The organism is Streptomyces sp. NPDC104814 (genome assembly GCF_055583185.1).
Map to the genome: position 1 here is coordinate 243,209 of NZ_JBVJOL010000011.1, position 20,358 is coordinate 263,566.

General features: G+C 72.8%; 16 protein-coding genes and 1 pseudogene. 6 read left to right on the forward strand and 11 right to left on the reverse strand.

Annotated elements, in window-relative coordinates; genetic code table 11:
• Nucleotides 1-6: 6 nt before the first annotated feature.
• Together ACZ64A_RS31090 and pdhA (ACZ64A_RS31095) are read right to left on the reverse strand one after the other, a co-directional pair.
• The gene (locus ACZ64A_RS31090) at nucleotides 7-972 is read right to left on the reverse strand and encodes an alpha-ketoacid dehydrogenase subunit beta (protein WP_469815145.1); all 966 of its coding nucleotides are present in this window, start codon (nucleotides 970-972) and stop codon (nucleotides 7-9) included.
• Between the two features lie 16 nt (nucleotides 973-988).
• Nucleotides 989-2,227 (reverse strand): pyruvate dehydrogenase (acetyl-transferring) E1 component subunit alpha, encoded by a 1,239-nt coding sequence (gene pdhA, locus ACZ64A_RS31095; protein WP_469815112.1) that lies wholly within the window; start codon nucleotides 2,225-2,227, stop codon nucleotides 989-991.
• 623 nt (nucleotides 2,228-2,850) lie between these two features.
• On the opposite strand from pdhA (ACZ64A_RS31095), the gene ACZ64A_RS31100 reads away from it, so the two are divergent.
• Nucleotides 2,851-3,894 carry a phosphotransferase gene (locus ACZ64A_RS31100; RefSeq protein WP_469815113.1) on the forward strand — a complete coding sequence of 348 codons (1,044 nt, stop codon included), beginning with the start codon at nucleotides 2,851-2,853 and terminating at the stop codon, nucleotides 3,892-3,894.
• Nucleotides 3,895-3,977: 83 nt separating this feature from the next.
• On the opposite strand, the gene ACZ64A_RS31105 is transcribed toward ACZ64A_RS31100, so the two are convergent.
• A complete protein-coding gene (locus ACZ64A_RS31105; RefSeq protein WP_469815115.1) occupies nucleotides 3,978-5,654 on the reverse strand; it encodes a protein kinase domain-containing protein in 1,677 nt (558 codons plus the stop codon).
• 339 nt (nucleotides 5,655-5,993) lie between these two features.
• Between ACZ64A_RS31105 and ACZ64A_RS31110 the strand changes: the two genes are divergently transcribed.
• The gene (locus tag ACZ64A_RS31110) at nucleotides 5,994-7,637 is read left to right on the forward strand and encodes a protein kinase domain-containing protein (RefSeq protein WP_469815116.1); all 1,644 of its coding nucleotides are present in this window, start codon (nucleotides 5,994-5,996) and stop codon (nucleotides 7,635-7,637) included.
• A 101-nt stretch (nucleotides 7,638-7,738) separates the two neighbouring features.
• On the opposite strand, the gene ACZ64A_RS31115 is transcribed toward ACZ64A_RS31110, so the two are convergent.
• A complete protein-coding gene (locus tag ACZ64A_RS31115; protein ID WP_469815117.1) occupies nucleotides 7,739-8,284 on the reverse strand; it encodes a bacterial proteasome activator family protein in 546 nt (181 codons plus the stop codon).
• A gap of 201 nt (nucleotides 8,285-8,485) precedes the next feature.
• Between ACZ64A_RS31115 and ACZ64A_RS31120 the strand changes: the two genes are divergently transcribed.
• Both ACZ64A_RS31120 and ACZ64A_RS31125 read left to right on the forward strand, forming a co-directional pair.
• Nucleotides 8,486-9,334 (forward strand): hypothetical protein, encoded by an 849-nt coding sequence (locus ACZ64A_RS31120; RefSeq protein ID WP_469815118.1) that lies wholly within the window; start codon nucleotides 8,486-8,488, stop codon nucleotides 9,332-9,334.
• Nucleotides 9,335-9,387: 53 nt separating this feature from the next.
• Nucleotides 9,388-9,939 carry a hypothetical protein gene (locus ACZ64A_RS31125; protein WP_469815119.1) on the forward strand — a complete coding sequence of 184 codons (552 nt, stop codon included), beginning with the start codon at nucleotides 9,388-9,390 and terminating at the stop codon, nucleotides 9,937-9,939.
• Nucleotides 9,940-9,946: 7 nt separating this feature from the next.
• Here the strand turns inward: ACZ64A_RS31125 and ACZ64A_RS31130 are convergent, their stop codons facing one another.
• Both ACZ64A_RS31130 and ACZ64A_RS31135 read right to left on the reverse strand, forming a co-directional pair.
• Nucleotides 9,947-10,927, reverse strand: coding sequence for an NAD(P)H-quinone oxidoreductase (locus ACZ64A_RS31130; RefSeq protein ID WP_469815120.1), 981 nt, complete (start codon nucleotides 10,925-10,927; stop codon nucleotides 9,947-9,949).
• 108 nt (nucleotides 10,928-11,035) lie between these two features.
• Nucleotides 11,036-11,701, reverse strand: a pseudogene (locus ACZ64A_RS31135) (potassium channel family protein); the annotation flags it as partial.
• Between the two features lie 114 nt (nucleotides 11,702-11,815).
• Between ACZ64A_RS31135 and ACZ64A_RS31140 the strand changes: the two are divergent.
• Entirely contained in the window at nucleotides 11,816-12,934 is a 1,119-nt protein-coding gene (locus ACZ64A_RS31140) for a potassium channel family protein (protein ID WP_469815122.1), read from the forward strand.
• A 132-nt stretch (nucleotides 12,935-13,066) separates the two neighbouring features.
• Here ACZ64A_RS31140 and ACZ64A_RS31145 read toward each other — a convergent pair whose 3' ends face one another.
• From ACZ64A_RS31145 to pdhA (ACZ64A_RS31165), 5 genes are all read right to left on the reverse strand, one after another.
• Nucleotides 13,067-14,473 carry a molybdopterin molybdotransferase MoeA gene (locus ACZ64A_RS31145; protein ID WP_469815123.1) on the reverse strand — a complete coding sequence of 469 codons (1,407 nt, stop codon included), beginning with the start codon at nucleotides 14,471-14,473 and terminating at the stop codon, nucleotides 13,067-13,069.
• Complete coding sequence (locus ACZ64A_RS31150; protein ID WP_469815124.1) at nucleotides 14,470-15,396, reverse strand: NTP transferase domain-containing protein; 927 nt, start codon at nucleotides 15,394-15,396, stop codon at nucleotides 14,470-14,472. Before ACZ64A_RS31150 ends, ACZ64A_RS31145 begins: the two co-directional genes overlap by 4 nt.
• Nucleotides 15,397-15,677: 281 nt before the next feature.
• The gene (locus tag ACZ64A_RS31155) at nucleotides 15,678-17,228 is read right to left on the reverse strand and encodes a dihydrolipoamide acetyltransferase family protein (protein ID WP_469815125.1); all 1,551 of its coding nucleotides are present in this window, start codon (nucleotides 17,226-17,228) and stop codon (nucleotides 15,678-15,680) included.
• Complete coding sequence (locus ACZ64A_RS31160; protein WP_469815127.1) at nucleotides 17,228-18,232, reverse strand: alpha-ketoacid dehydrogenase subunit beta; 1,005 nt, start codon at nucleotides 18,230-18,232, stop codon at nucleotides 17,228-17,230. The genes ACZ64A_RS31155 and ACZ64A_RS31160 overlap by 1 nt, the downstream gene beginning before the upstream one ends.
• Nucleotides 18,229-19,377, reverse strand: coding sequence for a pyruvate dehydrogenase (acetyl-transferring) E1 component subunit alpha (pdhA, locus tag ACZ64A_RS31165; protein WP_469815129.1), 1,149 nt, complete (start codon nucleotides 19,375-19,377; stop codon nucleotides 18,229-18,231). Before pdhA (ACZ64A_RS31165) ends, ACZ64A_RS31160 begins: the two co-directional genes overlap by 4 nt.
• Before the next feature lie 171 nt (nucleotides 19,378-19,548).
• Between pdhA (ACZ64A_RS31165) and ACZ64A_RS31170 the strand changes: the two genes are divergently transcribed.
• On the forward strand, nucleotides 19,549-20,085 hold the full coding sequence (locus ACZ64A_RS31170; RefSeq protein WP_469815130.1) for an Lrp/AsnC family transcriptional regulator: 537 nt from the start codon (nucleotides 19,549-19,551) through the stop codon (nucleotides 20,083-20,085).
• Nucleotides 20,086-20,358 lie beyond the last annotated feature (273 nt).

Below are 20,358 nucleotides of genomic sequence, written 5' to 3' on the forward strand. Positions count from 1 at the left end.
CTCTCCTCAGTACGCCAGGGCACGGTCGACGGCGTCGAGCACCCGGTCCAGGTCCGGCAGATACTCCTCCTCCAGGCGGGCCGGCGGGTACGGGGCGTGGTAACCGCCCACGCGCAGCACCGGCGCCTCCAGGTGGTAGAAGCAGCGCTCCGTGATCCGGGCGGCGATCTCCGCGCCGGAACCGAAGAACACCGGCGCCTCGTGGACGACGACCAGGCGGCGGGTCTTCTCGACCGAGGCCTGGATGGTGTCGAAGTCCAGCGGGGAGACCGAGCGCAGGTCGATGACCTCCAGGTTGCGGCCCTCCTCGGCGGCCGCGTCGGCGACCTCCTGGCAGAGCTTCACCATCGGGCCGTACGCGGCGAGGGTCAGGTCGGTGCCCGCGCGGACCACCTGGGCCTTGTGCAGCGGGCCGGGGATCGACTCGGTGTTGACCTCGCCCTTGTCCCAGTAGCGCCGCTTGGGCTCGAAGAAGATCACCGGGTCGTCGCTCTGGATGGCCTGCTGCATCATCCAGTACGCGTCGGAGGCGTTGGACGGGGAGACCACCTTCAGGCCCGCCACGTGCGCGAAGAGCGCCTCGGGGGACTCGGAGTGGTGCTCCACCGCGCCGATGCCGCCGCCGTAGGGGATACGGATGACGACCGGGAGCTTCACCTTGCCCAGCGAGCGGGCGTGCATCTTGGCGAGCTGGGTGACGATCTGGTCGTACGCCGGGAACACGAAGCCGTCGAACTGGATCTCCACGACCGGGCGGTAGCCGCGCAGGGCCAGGCCGATGGCGGTGCCGACGATGCCGGACTCGGCGAGCGGGGTGTCGATGACACGGTCGTCGCCGAAGTCCTTCTGCAGGCCGTCCGTCACGCGGAACACGCCGCCGAGCTTGCCGACGTCCTCACCCATGATGAGGACCTTGGGGTCGGCTTCCAGGGCGCGGCGCAGCGACTCGGTGATCGCCTTGGCCAGGGCCATCTTCTCCGCTGCCATGTCAGACCCCCTCTGCGTCCGTGAACGACGCCTGGTAGGCGGCGAACTGGGCGCGTTCCTCGTCGACGAGCGCGTGCCCGTCCGCGTACACGTTCTCGAAGATGGCGAAGTGGTCCGGGTCCACCATGGCGCGGACCGCTTCGCGCACTCGTTTGCCCAACGCTTCGCTCTCGGCCTCGAGTTCCGCGAAGAATCCCTCGTCCGCGTGGTTTGAGGCCTCCAGGTAGCGGCGAAGGCGCAGGATCGGGTCCTTGGCCTCCCAGGCGAGCCGCTCCTCGTCACCGCGGTAGCGGGTGGGGTCGTCGGAGGTGGTGTGGGCGCCCATGCGGTAGGTCCACGCCTCGATCAGCGCGGGGCCCTCGCCGCGCCGGGCGCGCTCCAGCGCCCACCGGGTGACGGCGAGGGAGGCCAGCACGTCGTTGCCGTCGACGCGCACGCCCGGGAAGCCGAAGCCCTGGGCGCGCTGGTAGAGCGGCACGCGGGTCTGCTTCTCGTTGGACTCGGAGATCGCCCACTGGTTGTTCTGGCAGAAGAACACGACCGGCGCGTTGTAGACGGCGGCGAAGTTGAACGCCTCGCTCACGTCGCCCTGGCTGGAGGCGCCGTCGCCGAAGTACGCGATGACCGCGCTGTCGGCGCCGTCCTTGGCGATGCCCATGGCGTAGCCGGTGGCGTGCAGCGCCTGGGAGCCGATGACGATCGTGTAGAGGTGGAAGTTGTTGCCGTTGGGGTCCCAGCCGCCGTTGTTCACCCCGCGGAACATGCCGAGCAGGTTGGTCGGGTCGACGCCGCGGCACCAGGCGACGCCGTGCTCGCGGTAGGTCGGGAAGACGTAGTCGTCCTCGCGGGTGGCGCGGCCGGAGCCGATCTGGGCGGCCTCCTGGCCGAGCAGCGAGGCCCACAGGCCCAGCTCGCCCTGGCGCTGCAGGGAGGTGGCCTCGGCGTCGAAGCGGCGGGTGAGCACCATGTCGCGGTAGAGACCGCGCAGCTCCTCGGGGGTGATGCCGGCGACGTAGGCGTCGTACTCGGCGTTCTTGACCCGCTTGCCCTCGGGGGTGAGCAGCTGTACGAGTTCGGGCTCGGTGCTCTTCGCGGCGCGGGTGGTGCGGGTGGCGCGCTTGGTACCGGTGGTACCGGCCGTCTTGCCGCCGGTCGTTCCGGCCGTCGTGCTGCCGTCGGTCCCGGTCTTGCTTGCGGCGCTGCGTCGCGGCTTGCGCGGGGCAGTGCTCTCCACGGTCACGTGTGCTCCTCCGTCGGTCCGGCCCCGGGGTTGCCAGTGGGCCTGGGGGTCCCCCCTTTGCTCGATAGAGCTCGGGGGAGGCTCACCTGATCCGACCACTGGGCACGGGGTGGGTGCCACTCGGCCGGGAACAGGCGTGACAGGTGCCCCGGCGAGCGCCCTGCAACAATCACGTTACCCAGTGCTCCACATTTCTGTGAAACCCCTCCTGACCTGCGTATTTACTCGGATTTCCAAGTATTTTTGATAGGAGATCCGAGTACTTCGCCGGGCTTTCGGGGATGCCGCTGGTCACGGCCGTGCAGGGGGCCGGAACAGGGGGCACGTTATCCCGGCCACCCCGGGCTCGGGAAGAGCCTGCGGGTGACGGCAACCCGGCGCGTGGCGCCGGTCGACGCGCCGCATTCGGCCGCGGCGGAAGCGCGGCCGACGACCGCCCGATTGATTTATGCGCAACTTATTCCGGGCCGGTGGTGTCCTTACGCCCTTTTCGATGCGGTGACACCTTTCAGCCCCACCGCCCTCACTCCACCGGATCATTTCCGGTACACCCTGCGACCGGAAATGACTGTGTGTGACAACGCCCAGCTCACAGGCTCCGTTCCTGCCCTAGCATCAGGCGCGTGCCGCGCCCGTGTGTACCACCCCCCGCACCCCCAGCGCCCCCGTTACGCGCCCTGTTGAGCCGCTACGCCGCCGGCTCCGCGCTCGCCTGCGAGCCGGTCGCCGAGGGCCTGCTGAACCGCGGCTACCACCTGTGCACCACCCGCGGGCGCTACTTCCTCAAGCACCACTCCGACCCCGACACCGCCGATCCGGCCGCCATCGAGCGCCGGCACCGCGCCACCCAGCGCTTGGCCGACCTCGGCGTCCCGGTGGTCCCGCCGCTGGCCGGCCGCGACGGCCGGACCGTTGCGGTGATCGGCGGGCACGCCTACGCCCTGCATCCCTGGATCGACGGCCGCCACCGCCACGGCGGCCAGCTCACCCGGAGCGAATCGGCGCGCCTGGGCGCCCTGCTGGGTGCCGTGCACGCCTGCCTGGAGCGCGTCATGCCCCCCAAGGGGCGCACCCGTCCCTCGGCGAGCCCCCACCCCGTGGAGAGCGCCGACCCGGCGGCCACCTTCACGCTCATCGACGAGCTCCTCGCGCGCGTACGCCGCCACCGCCCCGCCGACTCCTTCGACGAGCTGGCCCGCCACCGCCTGCTGGAACGCCGCGAGCTGCTGCGACGCCACGCCGGCCGGCGTCCTCCCCCCGGCGGTCCGGTGGGCTGGGTGCACGGCGACTTCCACCCGTTCAACCTGCTCTACCGCGACGAGGCGCCCGCCGCGATCGTCGACTGGGACCGCCTCGGCGTACAGCCGCGCGCCGAGGAGGCCGTACGCGCCGCCGTGATCTTCTTCGTGCAGCCGGGGGGCACCCTCGATCTGTCCAAGGTGCGCGCCTACGCACGCGCGTACCGGCGCGCCGCCGGGGCCACACCCTGCGAGCTCGCCGCGGCCGTGCACCGGGTGTGGTGGGAGCGGCTGAACGACTTCTGGATGCTGCGCTGGCACTACGAGCGCGACGACCGGCGCGCGGACCCGCAGTTCCCGGCGGCGTCCGCGCTCGTGGTGTGGTGGACGCGGCGCTACGAGGCGGTGTGCGACGCGTTCACGCGGTGAGCAGCCGCCGTCCCGCATACACAGCACGCGCGCGTGGCGCCCCGAGGGGCATCACGCGCGCGTGGGGAAGAGCGGACGGGGGGTCAGGGGGTGGTGCCGCTGCCTCCGACGGTGACACCCGTCGTCGTACCGCTGCCGGTCGTCGTGCCACTGCCGGTCGTCGTGCCGCCGTCGGTGGTGCCGCCGTTGTTCGTCGTCCCGCCGTCCGTCGTACTTCCGCCGTCCGTCGTGCCGCCGTCGGTGGTGCCGCCGTCCGTGGTGCCGCCGTTGCTGGTGCCGCCGGCCGTCGGGTTCGAGGACTGCGTGCCGGTGTCGGTCGGCTCGTCGGAGGGCGGGTTGGAGTTCTGATGCGACGGCGTGTACGACGGGGTGTACGACGGCTGGTTCCACGAACCGCCGCCCGACCCGTTGTTGTCGTTCGACGTCCCGCCCGAGCCGTCGTCGGTCGTCTCGTCGCTCGGCGAGGGGCTCGGGCTCTCCTGCGCCTGGGACCGCGAGACGCTCGGCGACGGGGTGGTGTCCGGGTTGCCGCCCTTGGTGTCGGTGCCCTTGACGGCCAGCGCCACCCCCGCCGCGATCGCGATCACCGCGAGCACCGCGAGGACCCACAGCTTGCCGCGCCCGCTGCCCTTGTTGCCGTGTCCCTCGAAACCGCCGTCGTCGCCGTTGCCGTACCCGTTGGGCAGGATCGGCTGCGGGATCTGCGCGGTACCGGGGCCGTGGTCGCCGGGGTGCGCCATGACGGCCGTGTGCGCGAAGCCGCCGGCCGGGGTGTGCCGGCCGTCGTGCACGGCCACCGGGCCGGTGTTCCAGGTGCCGGTGTGGCCGCCCTGGTCGTACAGCATCTGCAGCGCGTACTGGACCAGCCCGCGCATCTCCTCGGCCGTCTGGAAGCGGTCGTCGGGCTCCTTGGCCAGCGACCGCATCACCAGGCCGTCCAGCTCCGGCGGGCAGCCGTCGGACGCCTCGGACGGCGGCGTGGGAATGTCCTGCACGTGCTGGTAGACCACCGACAGCGGGGTCTCGCCGGTGAACGGCGGCCGCAGCGAGAGCAGTTCGTACAGCAGGCAGCCCACCGCGTACAGGTCGGAGCGGTGGTCGACGGCCTTGCCGAGCGCCTGCTCGGGCGAGAGGTACTGCGGGGTGCCCATCACCATGCCGGTCTGCGTCATCGTCGTCGACGCGCCGTGCAGGGCCCGGGCGATGCCGAAGTCCATCACCTTCACGGCACCGTTGTCGGTGATGATGACGTTGGCCGGCTTGATGTCGCGGTGCACGATGCCGTGCTGGTGCGAGTAGGCCAGCGCCTCCAGCACCCCGGAGACGATGATGAGGGCCTGCTCGGGGCCCGGCGCCTCGGCGTTGAGCAGCAGGTCGCGGATCGTCCGCCCCTCGACCAGCTCCATCACGATGTACGGCACGCTCTGGCCGCCGACGACGTCCTCGCCGGAGTCGTACACGGCGACGATGGCGTGGTGGTTGAGGCCGGCCACCGACTGTGCCTCACGCGTGAAGCGGGCCTTGGACACCGGGTCCTCGGCCAGGTCGGCGCGCAGCAACTTGACCGCGACGGTGCGGCCGAGCCGTACGTCCTCGGCCGCGAACACCTCGGCCATGCCGCCCCGGCCGAGCCGGTGCGTGAGCCGGTACCGGCCGTCGCCGACAAGCCCGCCGTTGCCCCAGTTCTCCGGCGCGTCCGACATACCGCCGCCAGTCGCCTCGGGGTCGGACGGGCCCTGAGCGCGCTGCTGCTGTGCCATCAGTCCTCGCCGTCGTTTCTGCCCGCGATGCGCGCGGTGTTGTTACGGTCTCCGTCGGCCACGCTACAGCCTCGGCGCAAGGCGCCGGTCCCGGATGGGAGGGCTGACCGGTACGGGACGGACCGGCCATCAAACCCCGCATCCGTCCGCTCGTGCAAATTCTGTGTACCGGCCGTACGACGCCTGTAACGCTTCCGCGACGCTTCTTTCGCGTACGGTCACGGAACGGGCACCGAGCTTGACGTGTCAGTGCCCTCGGGCAGACTTGGCCGGGAATAGCACAGTGGATCAACGAACATCCGAGATCGTCGGCGCCGAAAGGGCTGTGGGGGACGCGAGATGAGCCAGGACGGCGCACAGGGGCGCTATGCGGGGCAGGCGCTCGCGAACGGCCGGTACCAGCTGCGCGATCTGCTCGGCGAGGGCGGCATGGCCTCGGTGCACCTGGCCTACGACGCCGTGCTCGACCGCCAGGTCGCGATCAAGACACTGCACACCGAGCTGGGTCGCGAACAGGCCTTCCGTGAGCGCTTCCGCCGTGAGGCCCAGGCCGTGGCGAAGCTCACGCACACCAACATCGTCTCGGTCTTCGACACCGGCGAGGACGACCTGGGCGGCGCGACGATGCCGTACATCGTCATGGAGTACGTCGAGGGCCGCCCGCTCGGCTCGGTGCTCGCCGACGACATCCGGCAGCTCGGCGCGATGCCCGCCGACAAAGCGCTGAAGATCACCGCGGATGTGCTCGCCGCGCTGGAGATCAGCCACGAGATGGGGCTGGTCCACCGCGACATCAAGCCGGGCAACGTGATGATGACCAAGCGCGGCGTGGTCAAGGTGATGGACTTCGGCATCGCGCGCGCGATGCAGTCCGGTGTCACCTCGATGACCCAGACCGGCATGGTCGTCGGCACCCCGCAGTACCTCTCGCCCGAGCAGGCACTCGGCCGCGGCGTGGACGCGCGCAGCGACCTGTACTCGGTCGGCATCATGCTGTTCCAGCTGGTCACCGGGCGGCTTCCGTTCGACGCGGATTCGCCGCTCGCGATCGCGTACGCGCACGTGCAGGAGGAGCCGCCGCTGGCCTCCTCGATCAACCGTGCCCTGCCGCCGGCCGTGGACGCGCTGATCAGCCGCGCGCTGAAGAAGAACCCGAACGAGCGGTTCCCGACGGCCGAGTCCATGCGCGACGAGTGCCTGCGGGTGGCGGCGTCCTGCCAGGCGGCGGCGCCGAGCATCGTCCCCGGCACCCAGACGCAGAGCGGCTCCGGCGTCGGCTCGGCGGTGTTCCCGCCGCTCGACCAGAGCGCGCCGGCCCCGCACGGCAGCGTCCAGACGCCGTACCAGCCGACTCAGAACCCCACGCCGGTCCCGAACCCGTACGGCACCCCGACGCCGTCCACGCCCGCCCCGGCGTACGGCTACCCGCAGCAGGGCGGCTACCAGACGCCGTACGCAGCGCAGCCGCCGGCCGCGTCGACGCCGCCGCCGTACACCATCACGCCGCAGACGACGGTCCCGTCGGGCGGAGGCGGCAAGAGCAACAAGCCGGTGATCATCGGATCGGTCGTCGTCGCCCTGCTCGCCGTCGGCGGCCTCCTCGTCGCCCTGCTGGCCAACCAGGGCAAGGACGACAACCAGGGCAAGGGCGGCGGGACCGCCAGTCCCAGCGCGTCGGCCTCCAAGGCGGCCGGCTACCTGGGTCCGGACCTCACGCGCACGGTCAAGAAGGACGAGTGCACGGAGCCGCAGAAGTCGTGGAACGACGAGACCAAGATCCAGCTCCCCGACTTCCGGTACAAGAACATCGACTCGGTGCGGGCCTGCGCGCAGGCCGCCGGCTGGAAGCTCGACATCAAGAAGGTCGACGAGAACACCTATGGTGACGGCACGGTCATGCTGCAGTTCCCCGCGCCCGGCACCGACGTCGACCCGAAGGACGTCGAGGTCCAGCTGAACGTCTCCACGGGCAATCCGGCGTAACGACGGCGCCGAGTACGCGAGCGTACGAAAGGGGGCCCGGCGGTGATCGCCGGGCCCCCTTCGTCATATCGGCCGACGGTGACGGCCGGCCCGCGTCGCACTCACAGGTACGGGCCGCCCGTGCGGCCGGCCGCGCGTACGTCGTCCTGGCCGTCGTGCATCGCGCCCGGCGGAAGGGCGCGGCGCATCTGCTCCAGCTGGGCCCGTGCCGCCATCTGCTGGGCGAACAGGGTCGTCTGGATCCCGTGGAAGAGCCCCTCCAGCCAGCCGACCAATTGAGCCTGCGCGATGCGCAGTTCCGCGTCGGAGGGGGTCACATCGTCGGTGAACGGCAGGGAGAGCCGCTCCAGTTCCTCCACCAGCTCCGGGGCCAGTCCGTCTTCCAGCTCCTTCACCGAGCTGGCGTGGATCTCCTTCAGCCGGGCCCGGCTCGCCTCGTCCAGCGGAGCCACGCGTACCTCCTCGAGCAGCTGCTTGATCATGCTGCCGATGCGCATGACCTTCGCGGGCTGCTCGACCTGCTCCGTCACCGGAGTCTCGCGGGGCTCGTCGTCTGAGTCGACACCGCCGAGCGCCATGCCGTCCTGGCCCACGACCAGGATCTTCTGGGCGTTCTCCGGCGACCTATCGTTCCTCGGCATCTCCATACCGTCATTCTCTCGCACCCCTGTACCTCACCACGGTGGTGCCCCCCACGGAGGTTGATCCACCCTTTCCGTCCTACGGGGCAATCCGGAATGCCGGGTCTGTCCGCCCGTGCCAGGCTTGTTCCATCGATCTTGGCGGCCTGTTCCCGGGAGGGGGTCACCGACGTGACTCCATGGCGGCGCGCGACACGCGCGACAAGGGTGTGCGGGGTTCTCGCGGGAGTCGCGGCGAGCGCCCTGGGAGGCGGGGCGGCCGCACCCGCCGCGGCGGCCGTGCCGGAGTCCGCCGACACGCTCTTCGTGATCGGGCCCTCGTTCGCGGCCCCGGCGCCGCTCGTCGGCCCCTCCGCGCGTGAGCCCTCGCGCGAGACGGGCCCCTCCCGGGCCTCCCAGGACTCCGAGGACTCCGGCGCCGACATCGGCGACACCGAAAGCGGCGACGGCTCGCCCGGCACGTCGTCGGCCGCATCCTCCGACGACGACACCCACGACTCAGCGGCCTCGCACTCCTCCTCTTCGCACTCCTCCTCGCACTCGTCCTCCTCGCACCCCTCTGCGTCGCGTCCCTCCCACCACGCCGCCTCTTCCGCACGCCCCGACCCCGCCACACCGGCTGAGCGGCCCGCGCATTCCGCCGCCGCCCCCTCCGCCCGGCCCGGCCCCTCCGCCTCCACCGACCCGTCGGCCTCCCCCGACGAGACACGGTGGGCCGGAAGCCGGGCCGGGGAGGGCCGCGAGCGCCCCGGCCGCCACGACCCGGTGCGCGGCAGCGCACAGAACGACGGGACAGGGGAGGACGAGGGCGCCGACGACGACATGGCCGTACCGCAGGAGACGTCACAGGAGGCCGGGCTCATGCCGTCGGCGTCCGCACTGGTGCCCGAGCAGCAGTCGGCGGTGCGGGCCGCGAGTCCCGCCGACCCGGTGCTGCGGATCCTGCCGCTCGGCAGCGGTCTGGTTCTCATCGGGCTGGGGCTGGCGCTCGGCCTGCTGGCCCTGCGACTGCGCCGCGGGCCCCGGCTCCTGCGTCCCTGGAACGGCGGCCGCTAGATCCTTCGGTTCCGCCCCTTGTCGTGCCGACATAGGCGAGTAATCTGAATTACATGATTACACCGGATCAGCAGGAGCGGTTGCGCGGCTGGTTCGCCGGCCGGTTGCCGGACGATCTCTTCGTCAGGCTGGTGGAGGTGACGGTCGATCGCGAGGAGATCACCGTCATCGGTGAGATACCGCAGCCCCGGCTGCCCGACGCCGCCTCGGCCGTGGAGCGGGAAGCGGCGGTGCAGGGCCGGGTGCAGGAGTTCCGGGAGCGGACCCGCGACGAGCGGATCGGCGTGGCCCGCGAGGCCGAGCACCGGTTCCGCAAGAAGGTGTCGTGGGGCGTCGAGTGCGGTGGCGAGCGGGTGATGTTCACCCAGGTCGCCGCCCCGGTGATGACCCGGCTGCGGCAGCCCGAGCGGCAGGTCCTCGACACCCTGGTCGCCGCCGGCGTCGCCCGCAGCCGCAGCGACGCGCTCGCCTGGTGCGTACGGCTGGTGCGGCGCCACACCGACGACTGGCTGACCGACCTGCGGGACTCCCTCGAACACGTCCAGCGCGTCCGCGCCCAGGGCCCCGACGCCGAGTCCGCGGAGGAACCCGGCGACGGGAGCTAGGAGGTTCTCAGGGCGCGATCAGCAGCACCTTGCCGATGTGCCCGCTGTCCTCCACGACCCGGTGGGCGGCGGCCGCGTCGCTCATCGGCAGCTCGCGGTCGACGACGGGCCGCACCTGCCCGGCGGCCAGCAGCGGCCACACATGCTCGCGTACGGCCGCGACGATGGCCGCCTTCTCGCCCAGCGGCCGGGCCCGCAGCGAGGTCGCGCTGATCGCACCGCGCTTGCTCAGCAGGGCGCCGATGTTCAGCTCGCCCTTGACGCCACCCTGCATCCCGATGATCGCCAGCCGCCCGTTGACGGCGAGCGCCCGGACGTTGCGGTCGAGGTACTTGGCGCCCATGTTGTCGAGGATGACGTCGGCGCCGGCCCCGTCGGTGGCCCGCCGCACCTCCTCGACGAAGTCCTGCTCGCGGTAGTTGACGAGGATGTCCGCGCCCAGCTCGGCGCAGTACTCCAGCTTCTCCTTGGTGCCCGCCGTCACCGCGACCTTCGCACCGACCGCCTTGGCGAGCTGGATCGCCATCGTGCCGATACCGCTGGAGCCGCCGTGCACCAGCAGCGTCTCGCCGGGACGCAGATGGGCCACCATGAAGACGTTCGACCAGACCGTGCAGACCACCTCGGGCAGCGCCGCGGCCTGCCGGAGGTCCAGGCCCTGCGGCACCGGCAGCAGCTGCCCGGCCGGCACGGCGACCTTCTCGGCGTAGCCACCGCCCGACAGCAGCGCACAGACCTCGTCGCCGACGCTCCAGCCGGACACACCCCGGCCGACGGCGGCGATCCGCCCGGAGCACTCCAGGCCGGGGTACGAGGACGCGCCCGGCGGCGGTTCGTAGAAGCCCTGCCGCTGCAGGATGTCGGCCCGGTTGACGGCGCTGGCCACCACCTCGACCAGCACCTCGCCCTCACCGGGCACCGGATCGGGGACCTCGTCCCACACCAGTGCCTCGGGACCACCAGGTTCGGGAATCGTGATCGCATGCATGAGGGCGACGCTACTCCTGCGCCCTCATGCATGCGGGCGACGCCGTCCCCCACGGGACACCTGGCGTGCCGGAGGGCTCAGGCACGGGCTTCCGGTGTACCGGCGGGCTCAGGCGCGGGCCGGGCCGGGGCCCTCCGCCGGCTCCGGGACCCGCACGATGGTGATGACCCGGTCCGTCAACTGCAGGACGCCGACGGCCGGATCGTCGTAGCCGAGCACCCGGTGCCCGCGGACGACGCTCACCACCAGGTCCGCCGTGGCGCGCGGACTGCGGCCCGCCTCGGCCTTGGTGACCGGGCGCTCCACCAGGTCGAGCCCGCTGCCCTGCTGGATGAGGTCCTCCATGACCAGCCCCGCCGAAGGGCTGAGGACGGACAGACCCAGCAGCCGGCCCGCCGCGCCCGCGCTCGTGATGACCTCGTCGGCGCCCGACTGCTTCAGCAGCGGCGCGTTCTCCTCCTCGCGCACCGCGGCCACGATCGTCGCCTCCGCATTGAGCTGGCGGGCCGTCAGCGCCACCAGGACGGCTGTGTCGTCGCGCTGGGTGGCGATGATGATCCGGCCCGCCCGCTGCACCTCCGCCCGGCGCAGCACGTCACTGCGGGTGCCGTCACCGACGACACCCGTGTAGCCCTCGGCGGTCGCGGCCTCGACGACCTTCGCCGACGGGTCGATCACGACGACCCGCTCCTTCTTCAGCCCCGTCGCGCACACGGTCCGGATCGCGGACCGTCCCTTGGTGCCGAACCCGACGACAACGGTGTGGTCGCGCACGATGGGCCCTCCCGGTTCGTGTTGGATCCTGACGGGCACGGTCCCGTCCGTAACCATGGTGCCGTCCGAACGGATCAACGAGGCAGGGGGCACACGCATGTCAGGGGGCACACGATGAAGGCCGAGCACCGACCGAGGCGGGGGGCGCGGACGTCGTCGCTGCTGCGGTCCGTCTGGTACCGCACCCGGACCGAGGCCCGCGACGACGCCGAGGCCGGCCGGACCATCGCGATGCCGACCCAGACGGCCACGCCTCCGCTGCAACAGGTCCTGCGCCGCCTCGCCTTGGGCCTGCTGGTGCTCGTCGTCACCACGCTGATCGTCTACGTCGATCACGACGGCTACCGCGACAGCGCGGACAACTCCGTGGACCTGCTGGACGCGGCCTACTACGCCACCGTCACCCTCTCCACGACCGGCTACGGCGACATCACCCCGGTCGGCGACACCGCCCGGCTCGTGAACATCCTCGTGATCACGCCCCTGCGTGTGCTGTTCCTGATCATCCTGGTCGGCACCACCCTGGAGGTCCTCACCGAGCGCACCCGTCAGCAGGTCCGCATCCACCGCTGGCGTGCCCGCATCCGCGACCACGTGGTGGTCATCGGATACGGCACGAAGGGCCGCCACGCCGTGCAGACGCTCGTCGGGCAGGGCATCCCCAAGGACCGGATCGTCGTCGTGGACGCCCAGCGCAGGGTGGCGAACACGGCCTCCGACGACGGGCTGGTCTCCGTCACCGGTGACGCCACCCGGTCCGAGACGCTGCTGAAGGCGGAGGTGCAGCGGGCAGGCCGGGTCATCGTCGCCCCGCAGCGCGACGACACCGCCACCCTCGTCACCCTCACCGCCCGCCAGCTCAACCGGCGCGCCACCATCGTCGCCGCGGTACGGGAGGACGAGAACGCGCCGCTGCTCAAGCAGTCGGGGGCCGACACGGTGATCACCACGTCCAGCTCGGCCGGGCGCCTGCTCGGGGTGTCCATGGTGAGCCCGTCGGTGGCCCGGACACTCGAGGACCTGATGACCCTGGGCAGCGGGCTGGACCTCGCCGAGCGGCCGGTGACCGCGGACGAGGTCGGCAAGACGCCGCGCGCCTGCGCCGACCTCGTGGTGGCGGTCGTCCGTGGCAAGCAACTGCTGGACTACACCGACCCCCGGCTGGCCGAACTGCGCGCGGGCGACCGGGTGATCACGGTCAGCCGGGCGGTGGCTGTGCCGGAGGAGGACTGAGGGTTGCGGCGGCAGGCCGCTCACGTCACCGGAAGACCCGTCGTTTCACGTGAAACAGCCTGGGCCGCACGGATTCACATGAAACAGCCTCAGCCGCACCGTTTCACGTGAAAGAGAGCAGGCCGCACCGTTTCACGTGAAACAGACGCCGATGCCCGCGGTCGCCCACGGCAGGTCGAGCATCTCGGTCTCCTGGCCCTGCTGGGCTCCTCCCGGCGGGACGACGGCGAGGGCGTCCGCCGCCGCGATACCGCGCAGCATGGCCGGCCCGTTGTAGTGCAGCGGCACGGCCTGATCGCCCCGCAGGACGACGGGGACGAGTCGCGTGTCGTACGGGTGGCCGTGCACTGCCTCCCGCAGCGGCAGCGTGTACCCCTCGGGCACCGGATGGGCCGCGAGCGCACGCACCAACGGCTGGGCGAGCGTGAGCAGGCCGGAGACCGCGGCGAGCGGGTTGCCGGGGAGCCCGACGAGGTGCCGGCCGTCCTGGAGACGGGCGAGCAGCATCGGGTGCCCGGGACGTACCTTGACGCCGTCGACCAGCAGTTCGGCGCCGATGCGGCGCAGCGTGGGGTGGACGTGGTCGACGGGGCCCGCGGCGGTGCCGCCGGTGGTGACGATCAGGTCGGCGTCCGAGGTGGTGACGGCCGTGTGCAGGGCCTCGGCGTCGTCCCCGAGCCGTCGGACGGCGGTGACCTCGGCGCCGAGCGCGCGCAGCCACGGCGGCAGCAGCGGGCCCAGGGCGTCGCGGATCAGCCCGTCGTGCGGCAGCCCTTCGGTGAGCAGTTCGTCCCCGAGGACGAGCAGATCGACCCGCGGTCGGCGTACGGCGGTGAGGGTGTCGTACCCGGCGGCGGCGGCCAGCCCTAGGACCGCCGGAGTGACGAGGGCACCGGCGGGCAGCAACTGGTCACCGCTGCGGCACTCCTGGCCGCGGGGGCGGATGTCCTGGCCGGTACCCATCTCCCGGGTGGCGTGGAGCCGGCCCTTGTCGTCGATGCGGCCGTGTTCGCTGCGGAGCACGGCGGTGGTGTCCGCGGGGACGCGTGCGCCGGTCGCGATACGGACGGCCTCGCCGTCGACCAGCGGTGCGGGTGCGCCGTGCCCCGCGAGCACGCCGGTCTCGCGGACGTCCCAGGGGCCCGGCCCGGCGACCGCCCAGCCGTCCATCGCCGAGGTGTCGAAGGACGGAAGGTCGGTGAGGGCGGTGAGCGGGGTGGCCAGGCTGAGGCCGAGGGCGTCGGCCAGCGGTACGGAGACGGTCGCCTCGCGCGGGTCGCGCCGCCGTCCGGCGCGGGCGGCGATCGCCCGGGCGTCGGGCCAGGGGGTGGCCTTGTGACGGGCGTGCGCGTCGGCGTGGCCGTGCCGGCTCGGCACCTCGGCTCCGGAGGCGGGTGCGGGAACGTGGTCGCCGGAGCCGTGGCCGGCCCGCTCCGCGCGGGTCCGGTCGCGCAGGGGCTGGTCCTTCACCAGGGCGAGCGCCTCCTCGACGTCGAGGTCGTCGGCGTCCCGCTCGTCCCGGACACCCCCGGCGGTCATCCGGCGTCCGGGCGGGTGTCGGGCGTGGCGTCGGGCGCCACGTCGGGCTTGTCCTCGCCCTCTCCGGCCCAGCGCTGGGCGAGGGCCGCAACCTTGTGGGCGGCGTCGGCGACGGCCTGCGGGCCGCCTCCGGCGCGGGCGGCCGCGTAGCCGACGAGGAAGGTGGTCAGCGGGGCCGCGGGCCGGGCCACGCCGTGGGCCGCGTCGCGGGCGAGGTCGAGCAGGACGCCGGTGTCGACGTCGAGGTCGATGCCCAGCTCGTCCTTGACCGTGGAGATCCATTCATCCAACACGTGCCCATGCTCCCTGATGCGTGCTCTGGCGGTGGCGATGTCGTCCCAGGTGTCGCAGTCGAAGGACGCGACCGGGTCGGTGATGCGGGTGAGGTCGAGGAGGGCGGTGAGCCGCCGCAGGGGCAGGCCGCTGAGACCGCCGTGCTCGGTGTTGAGGCGGGTCAGGGCGCGGCGCAGGCCGGCGGCGCGGTAGGCGGCGACGAGCGGCTGGTCCCGGCCGTCGGGGTCGCTGAGCAGCACGCCGTCGGTGCGGGTCTCCCGCAGGGCGGTGAGCAGCCGGGCGACACTGTGCCGGTCCAGGAAGGGCAGGTCGGCGGAGAGGAGCAGGACCCGGTCGGCCGCGGTGTGCCGCAGCCCGGCTCCGAGAGCTGCGAGCGGGCCGCCGCCGGGCGGTTCCTCGCGGGCCCAGATGACCGGGCGGGCCGTGGGCCGGGGGTCGGCGACCACGACGGTGGTGCGGGCGTCGGCGCAGGCCGCGAGGACGCGGTCGAGCAGGGGCCGCCCGCCCACGCGCACGCCGGGTTTGTCGGCGCCGCCGAGCCGCCGGGCGGCACCACCGGCCAGGACGACGGCGTCGTAGCCGTCCGGGGCGGAGCCGTCGCCGGGGCCGGGGGACTCGTAGGCGGTCACCCCCCGAGTATGCGCGCGCCGGACGATCACAGGGAACGCGGGAGCGCCCCCGTGGACACGGCGGACGGCGCGGGCGGGGGCGGGGGCGGGGGCGGGGGCGGGGGCGGGGGCGGGAGGGAACGCCGGGGATGGGGCCGTGGTGCCGGACCCACGGCACTGTGGCCGCGAACCCCGGCACCCCGGCCACGTCCCCCGGCACCCCGGCCGTGGACGCCGATCCCCCGGCCGTGGAGGCCGACACCCCGGCTCACCTCACCGCCCGGTGCTCCGCCGCGCCGTTGTCACAGGGTGCGCAGCAGCACCGCCGGTTGTTCCACGCAGTCGGCGACGTACCGCAGGAAGCCGCCCGCCGTGCCGCCGTCGCACACCCGGTGGTCGAAGGTGAGCGAGAGCTGGACGACCTGGCGGACCGCCAGTTCACCTTCGTGGACCCACGGTTTGGGGATGATCCGGCCGACGCCGAGCATGGCCGCCTCGGGGTGGTTGATGATCGGCGTGGAGCCGTCGACGCCGAACACGCCGTAGTTGTTCAGCGTGAAGGTGCCGCCGGTCAGTTCGGCGGGCGTGAGCGTCCCGGTCCGAGCCGACTCGGTCAGCCGGGCGAACTCCGCCGTGAGCGACTCGGCGTCCCGGGCGTGCGCGTCCCGGACGACGGGCACGACCAGCCCGCGATCGGTCTGCGCGGCGAACCCGAGGTGCACCTGGTCGAGCTGGACGATCTCCCTGGCCTCGGTGTCGACGGTGGAGTTCAGCTCGGGGAAACGGGCGAGGGCGGCCGTGCAGATCCGGGCCAGCACCGCGATCAGGGAGATCTTCGGTCCGCCGGTGGCGTTCATCGCGGCGCGGGCCCGCATCAGCTCGGTCGCGTCGGCGTCGACCCAGCAGGTCGCGTCGGGGATCTCCCGGCGGCTGCGGGACAGCTTGTCGGCGACGGCTCCGCGGACACCCTTGAGAGGCGTGCGGATCCCACCGACGGGCGCGGACGAAACCCGGGAAGCGGGCGCGGACGTGGCCCGGGAGGCGGCGGTGGTCGGCGCCGGAGCGCCGGCGGACACGCTCGTCCCCCGCGTGGAGGGCGCGGCGGCCGGCCGGTTCGGCGGCGCGGCCGCGGCCCGCAGCGCGTACTCGACGTCCGCGCGCAGGATCAGCCCGTCGGGTCCGGAACCGTGCAGTTCCCGCAGGTCCAGGCCGCCTTCGCGGGCGAGTCGTCGCACCAGGGGCGAGATGACGGGCACGGGGCCCTCGGTGTGCGGCCGGTCGGCGGCGCCCTCGGGGTGCGGGGTGTCGGGCTGGACGATCCCCGGCTCCCGGAAGCCCGCCAGGCCCGGCTCCGGCCGGACCGCCCCGGACGCCCGGTCGGACCCCGGCGTGCCACGGCCGGGCGTGGACGCGCCGCCCGGTGTGCCCGGCCCGGTGAGTCCGGTCGGCCGCACCCGGCGGCGACGGGCGGGGGGCGCGCCGGTGCCGTAGCCGACGAGGACGTTGCCCGAGCCTTCGGCGGTGCCCGCGCCCGCCCGCGAGCCCTCGGCGGCGGCGGACCGGGCGTCCCCGGCGTGCACGTCGCCGCTGTCGCCACCGGAGGCGGGCGCGCCGACGGCTACCGTCAGCAGGGGTGCCCCGACGGGCAGTTCCGCGCCCTCCTCGCCGAAGCGGGCGGTGACCACACCGCCGTAGGGGCAGGGCACCTCGACCATCGCCTTGGCGGTCTCCACCTCGACGACGGGCTGGTCGACGGCGACGACGTCACCGACCTGGACCAGCCAGCGCACGATCTCCGCCTCGGTGAGCCCCTCGCCGAGGTCGGGCAGCTTGAACTCCAGCACCTGTGCCATCAGCCCTCGGCCTCCCACTGCAGACGCGCCACGGCGTCCAGGATCCGGTCGACGCCGGGAAGATGGTGCCGCTCCAGCATGGGCGGCGGGTAGGGGATGTCGAAACCGGCGACGCGCAGCACCGGCGCCTCCAGGTGGTGGAAGCAGCGCTCGGTGACACGGGCCGCGATCTCCCCGCCCGGGCCGCCGAAGCCGCCCGACTCGTGGACGACGACCGCGCGCCCGGTGCGCCGCACGGACGCGCACACGGTCTCGTCGTCGAACGGCACCAGGGAGCGCAGGTCGACGACCTCGAGGTCCCAGCCCTCGGCGCGGGCGGCCTCGGCGGCCTCCAGACACACGGGCACCGACGGGCCGTAGGTGATCAGCGTGGCGCTGCTGCCGGGGCGGCGCACCACCGCGCGCCCTATCGGCTCCACGGGCGTGGGCTCCTCGGCGTTCCAGGAGTCCTTGGACCAGTACAGCCGCTTGGGTTCGAGGAAGATCACCGGGTCGTCGGAGGCGATGGCCGCGCGCAGCAGCCCGTAGGCGTCGGCGACGGTCGCGGGCGTGACGACATGGAGCCCCGGAGTCGCCATGTAGTACGCCTCGGAGGAGTCGCTGTGGTGCTCGACGCCGCCGATGCCGCCGCCGTAGGGGACGCGGATGGTGATCGGCAGGGGCATCTTGCCGCGCGTGCGGTTGCGCATGCGGGCGACATGGCTGATGAGCTGCTCGAACGCGGGATAGGCGAAGGCGTCGAACTGCATCTCGACGACCGGGCGCAGGCCGTACATGGCCATGCCGACGGCGGTGCCGAGGATGCCGGCCTCCGCGAGCGGGGTGTCGGTGACGCGGTCGTCGCCGAACTCCTTGGCCAGGCCGTCGGTGACGCGGAAGACGCCGCCGAGGGTGCCGACGTCCTCGCCCATGACGTGCACGGCGGGGTCGGCCGCCAGCGCGTCGCGCAGCGCGCGGGTGAGGGCCTGCGCCATGGTGGCGGGCTTGACGGCGACGGTCGTCATCGGTGGTTCCCTTCCTGGCCGGCCTCGTGCTCGGCGGCCAGCTCGGCCTCCAGCAACGCACGCTGCTCGCGCAGTTGGGGTGTGGGCTCGGCGAAGACATGGTCGAACAGGTCGGCGGGGTCGAGCTGCGGGTCGCGGTTCATGCGCTCGCGCAGGTCGGCGGCCATGGCCTCGGCGTCCTGGCGGGCGGCCTCGATGACGGCCTCGTCGAGGAGTCCGCGCTCGGTCAGCTCGTGCTCAAGCAGCTGGATCGGGTCGTGCGCGCGCCAGGCGTCGACCTCGCCGTCGCCTCGGTAGCGGGTGGCGTCGTCGGCGTTGGTGTGGGCGTCCACGCGGTAGGTGATCGCCTCGACGAGGGTGGGACCGCCGCCGGCACGCGCGTGCCGCACGGCGTCGGTGAGGACCTCGTGCACGGCGGCGGCGTCGTTGCCGTCGACGAGGCGGCCGGGCATGCCGTAGCCGACGGCCTTGTGCGCCAGGGAGGGCGCGGCGGTCTGCTTGGCGAGCGGTACCGAGATGGCGAAGCCGTTGTTCTGCACCAGGAAGACGACCGGGGCCTGCCAGACGGCGGCGAAGTTCAGCGCTTCGTGGAAGTCGCCCTCGCTGGTGCCGCCGTCGCCGACCAGGGCGAGGGCGACCACGTCGTCGCCCTTGAGGCGGGCGGCGTGCGCGAGACCGACGGCGTGCGGGAGCTGGGTGGCCAGCGGGGTGCACAGCGGGGCGACGCGGTGCTCGTAGGGGTCGTAGCCGGTGTGCCAGTCGCCGCGCAGCAGGGTGAGCGCCTCGACGGGGTCGACTCCGCGGACCACGGCGGCGAGCGTGTCGCGGTAGCTGGGGAAGAGCCAGTCCTGCTCCTGCAGCACCAGGGCGGCGGCGACCTCGCAGGCCTCCTGGCCGGTGGTGGAGGGGTAGACGGCGAGCCGGCCCTGCTTGGTGAGGGCGGTGGCCTGGGCGTTGTAGCGGCGTCCGCGCACCAGGTGCGCGTACAGGCGGCGCAGCAGCGCGGGGTCGGCCTTGGCGGCGGCCTCGGTGCCGAGGACCCGGTAGGGCTCGGTGTCGGGCAGCAACGGCGCGGGATCCGTGCGGGGCTGCCAGGCGGGCGGCGGCGAGGGCTTGTAAGCGCCTCGCTGCTCCATGACCGTCATGACGGCACCTCCTCATGGGGCGGCTGTAGGCGCAGCCTCTGTGATGCGCCTCACCTACCGATTGTTCGGTCGTCGGCACATTTTGGCTACGGGTGGCCTCAGGCTGTGGACAAACGGTTCTCCACAGCTTGGGATGAACGCAGTACGTCCACGGCAGGAAGGTGGGGGGACATGGCATCTGAACAAATGGCCGATCCCGCGGGCTCCGCGGCGACCCCGCCGGCACCGGTGAGCCCGGCCGGCGGCCCTGGGCTGCCACCCGCTCGGCCGTTGGACGCCATCGATCACGACATCCTCAAGATGCTCCAGACGGACGGCCGCGCCTCGATACGGTCCGTCGCCGAGCGGGTCCACGTCTCGCGCGCCAACGCCTACGCGCGCATCAACCGTCTCGTCGAGGACGGCGTCATCCGCGGGTTCGGGGCCCGCGTCGACCACGAGCGGGCCGGGCAGGGTACGTCCGCGTACATCACGCTGAAGATCGTGCAGAACTCCTGGCGGACGGTGCGCGAGCAGCTGCGGCAGCTGCCCGGCGCGTCCCACATCGCCTTGGTGGGCGGGGACTTCGACGTCCTGCTGCTGGTGCACACCCCGGACAACCGGGCGCTGCGCGAGGTGGTCCTGACCCGGCTCCAGGCGATCCCCGAGGTGCTCAGCACGCGCACGCTGCTGGTGTTCGAGGAGGAGGACCTCGAGCCCCAGGGGTGAGGGCCGCCGGCGGGCCCCAGGGGGTGTCTCGTCGATCAGGCCGGATCAGGGAGCGGCGTCTGGTGCCGTCCATCGCAAGGCGGAGGAGGGAACCGATGCGGAGCATCGGGGAGTGACGACAACGCGGCGAGGTGCGGCACCAGGCGCCGCGAGCCCGGCGTGAGCGGCGAGACATCCCCTAGGTCGTGTCCGCAAAGTCAGGGCAGCCAGAGCAGGAGGCAGGCGAGGGTGACCATGGCTTGGTAGTGGCGGGCGCGTTTGTCGTAGCGGGTG

Bases quoted from the DNA above. Each gene is read 5' to 3' on its own strand.
- ACZ64A_RS31090 (WP_469815145.1), bottom strand. From the start codon at position 972: ATGGCCCTGGCCAAGGCGATCACCGAGTCGCTGCGCCGCGCCCTGGAA.
- ACZ64A_RS31105 (WP_469815115.1), bottom strand. From the start codon at position 5,654: ATGGCACAGCAGCAGCGCGCTCAGGGCCCGTCCGACCCCGAGGCGACT.
- ACZ64A_RS31110 (WP_469815116.1), top strand. From the start codon at position 5,994: ATGAGCCAGGACGGCGCACAGGGGCGCTATGCGGGGCAGGCGCTCGCG.
- ACZ64A_RS31115 (WP_469815117.1), bottom strand. From the start codon at position 8,284: ATGGAGATGCCGAGGAACGATAGGTCGCCGGAGAACGCCCAGAAGATC.
- ACZ64A_RS31125 (WP_469815119.1), top strand. From the start codon at position 9,388: ATGATTACACCGGATCAGCAGGAGCGGTTGCGCGGCTGGTTCGCCGGC.
- ACZ64A_RS31130 (WP_469815120.1), bottom strand. From the start codon at position 10,927: ATGCATGCGATCACGATTCCCGAACCTGGTGGTCCCGAGGCACTGGTG.
- ACZ64A_RS31140 (WP_469815122.1), top strand. From the start codon at position 11,816: ATGAAGGCCGAGCACCGACCGAGGCGGGGGGCGCGGACGTCGTCGCTG.
- ACZ64A_RS31145 (WP_469815123.1), bottom strand. From the start codon at position 14,473: ATGACCGCCGGGGGTGTCCGGGACGAGCGGGACGCCGACGACCTCGAC.
- ACZ64A_RS31155 (WP_469815125.1), bottom strand. From the start codon at position 17,228: ATGGCACAGGTGCTGGAGTTCAAGCTGCCCGACCTCGGCGAGGGGCTC.
- ACZ64A_RS31160 (WP_469815127.1), bottom strand. From the start codon at position 18,232: ATGACGACCGTCGCCGTCAAGCCCGCCACCATGGCGCAGGCCCTCACC.
- pdhA (WP_469815129.1), bottom strand. From the start codon at position 19,377: ATGACGGTCATGGAGCAGCGAGGCGCTTACAAGCCCTCGCCGCCGCCC.
- ACZ64A_RS31170 (WP_469815130.1), top strand. From the start codon at position 19,549: ATGGCATCTGAACAAATGGCCGATCCCGCGGGCTCCGCGGCGACCCCG.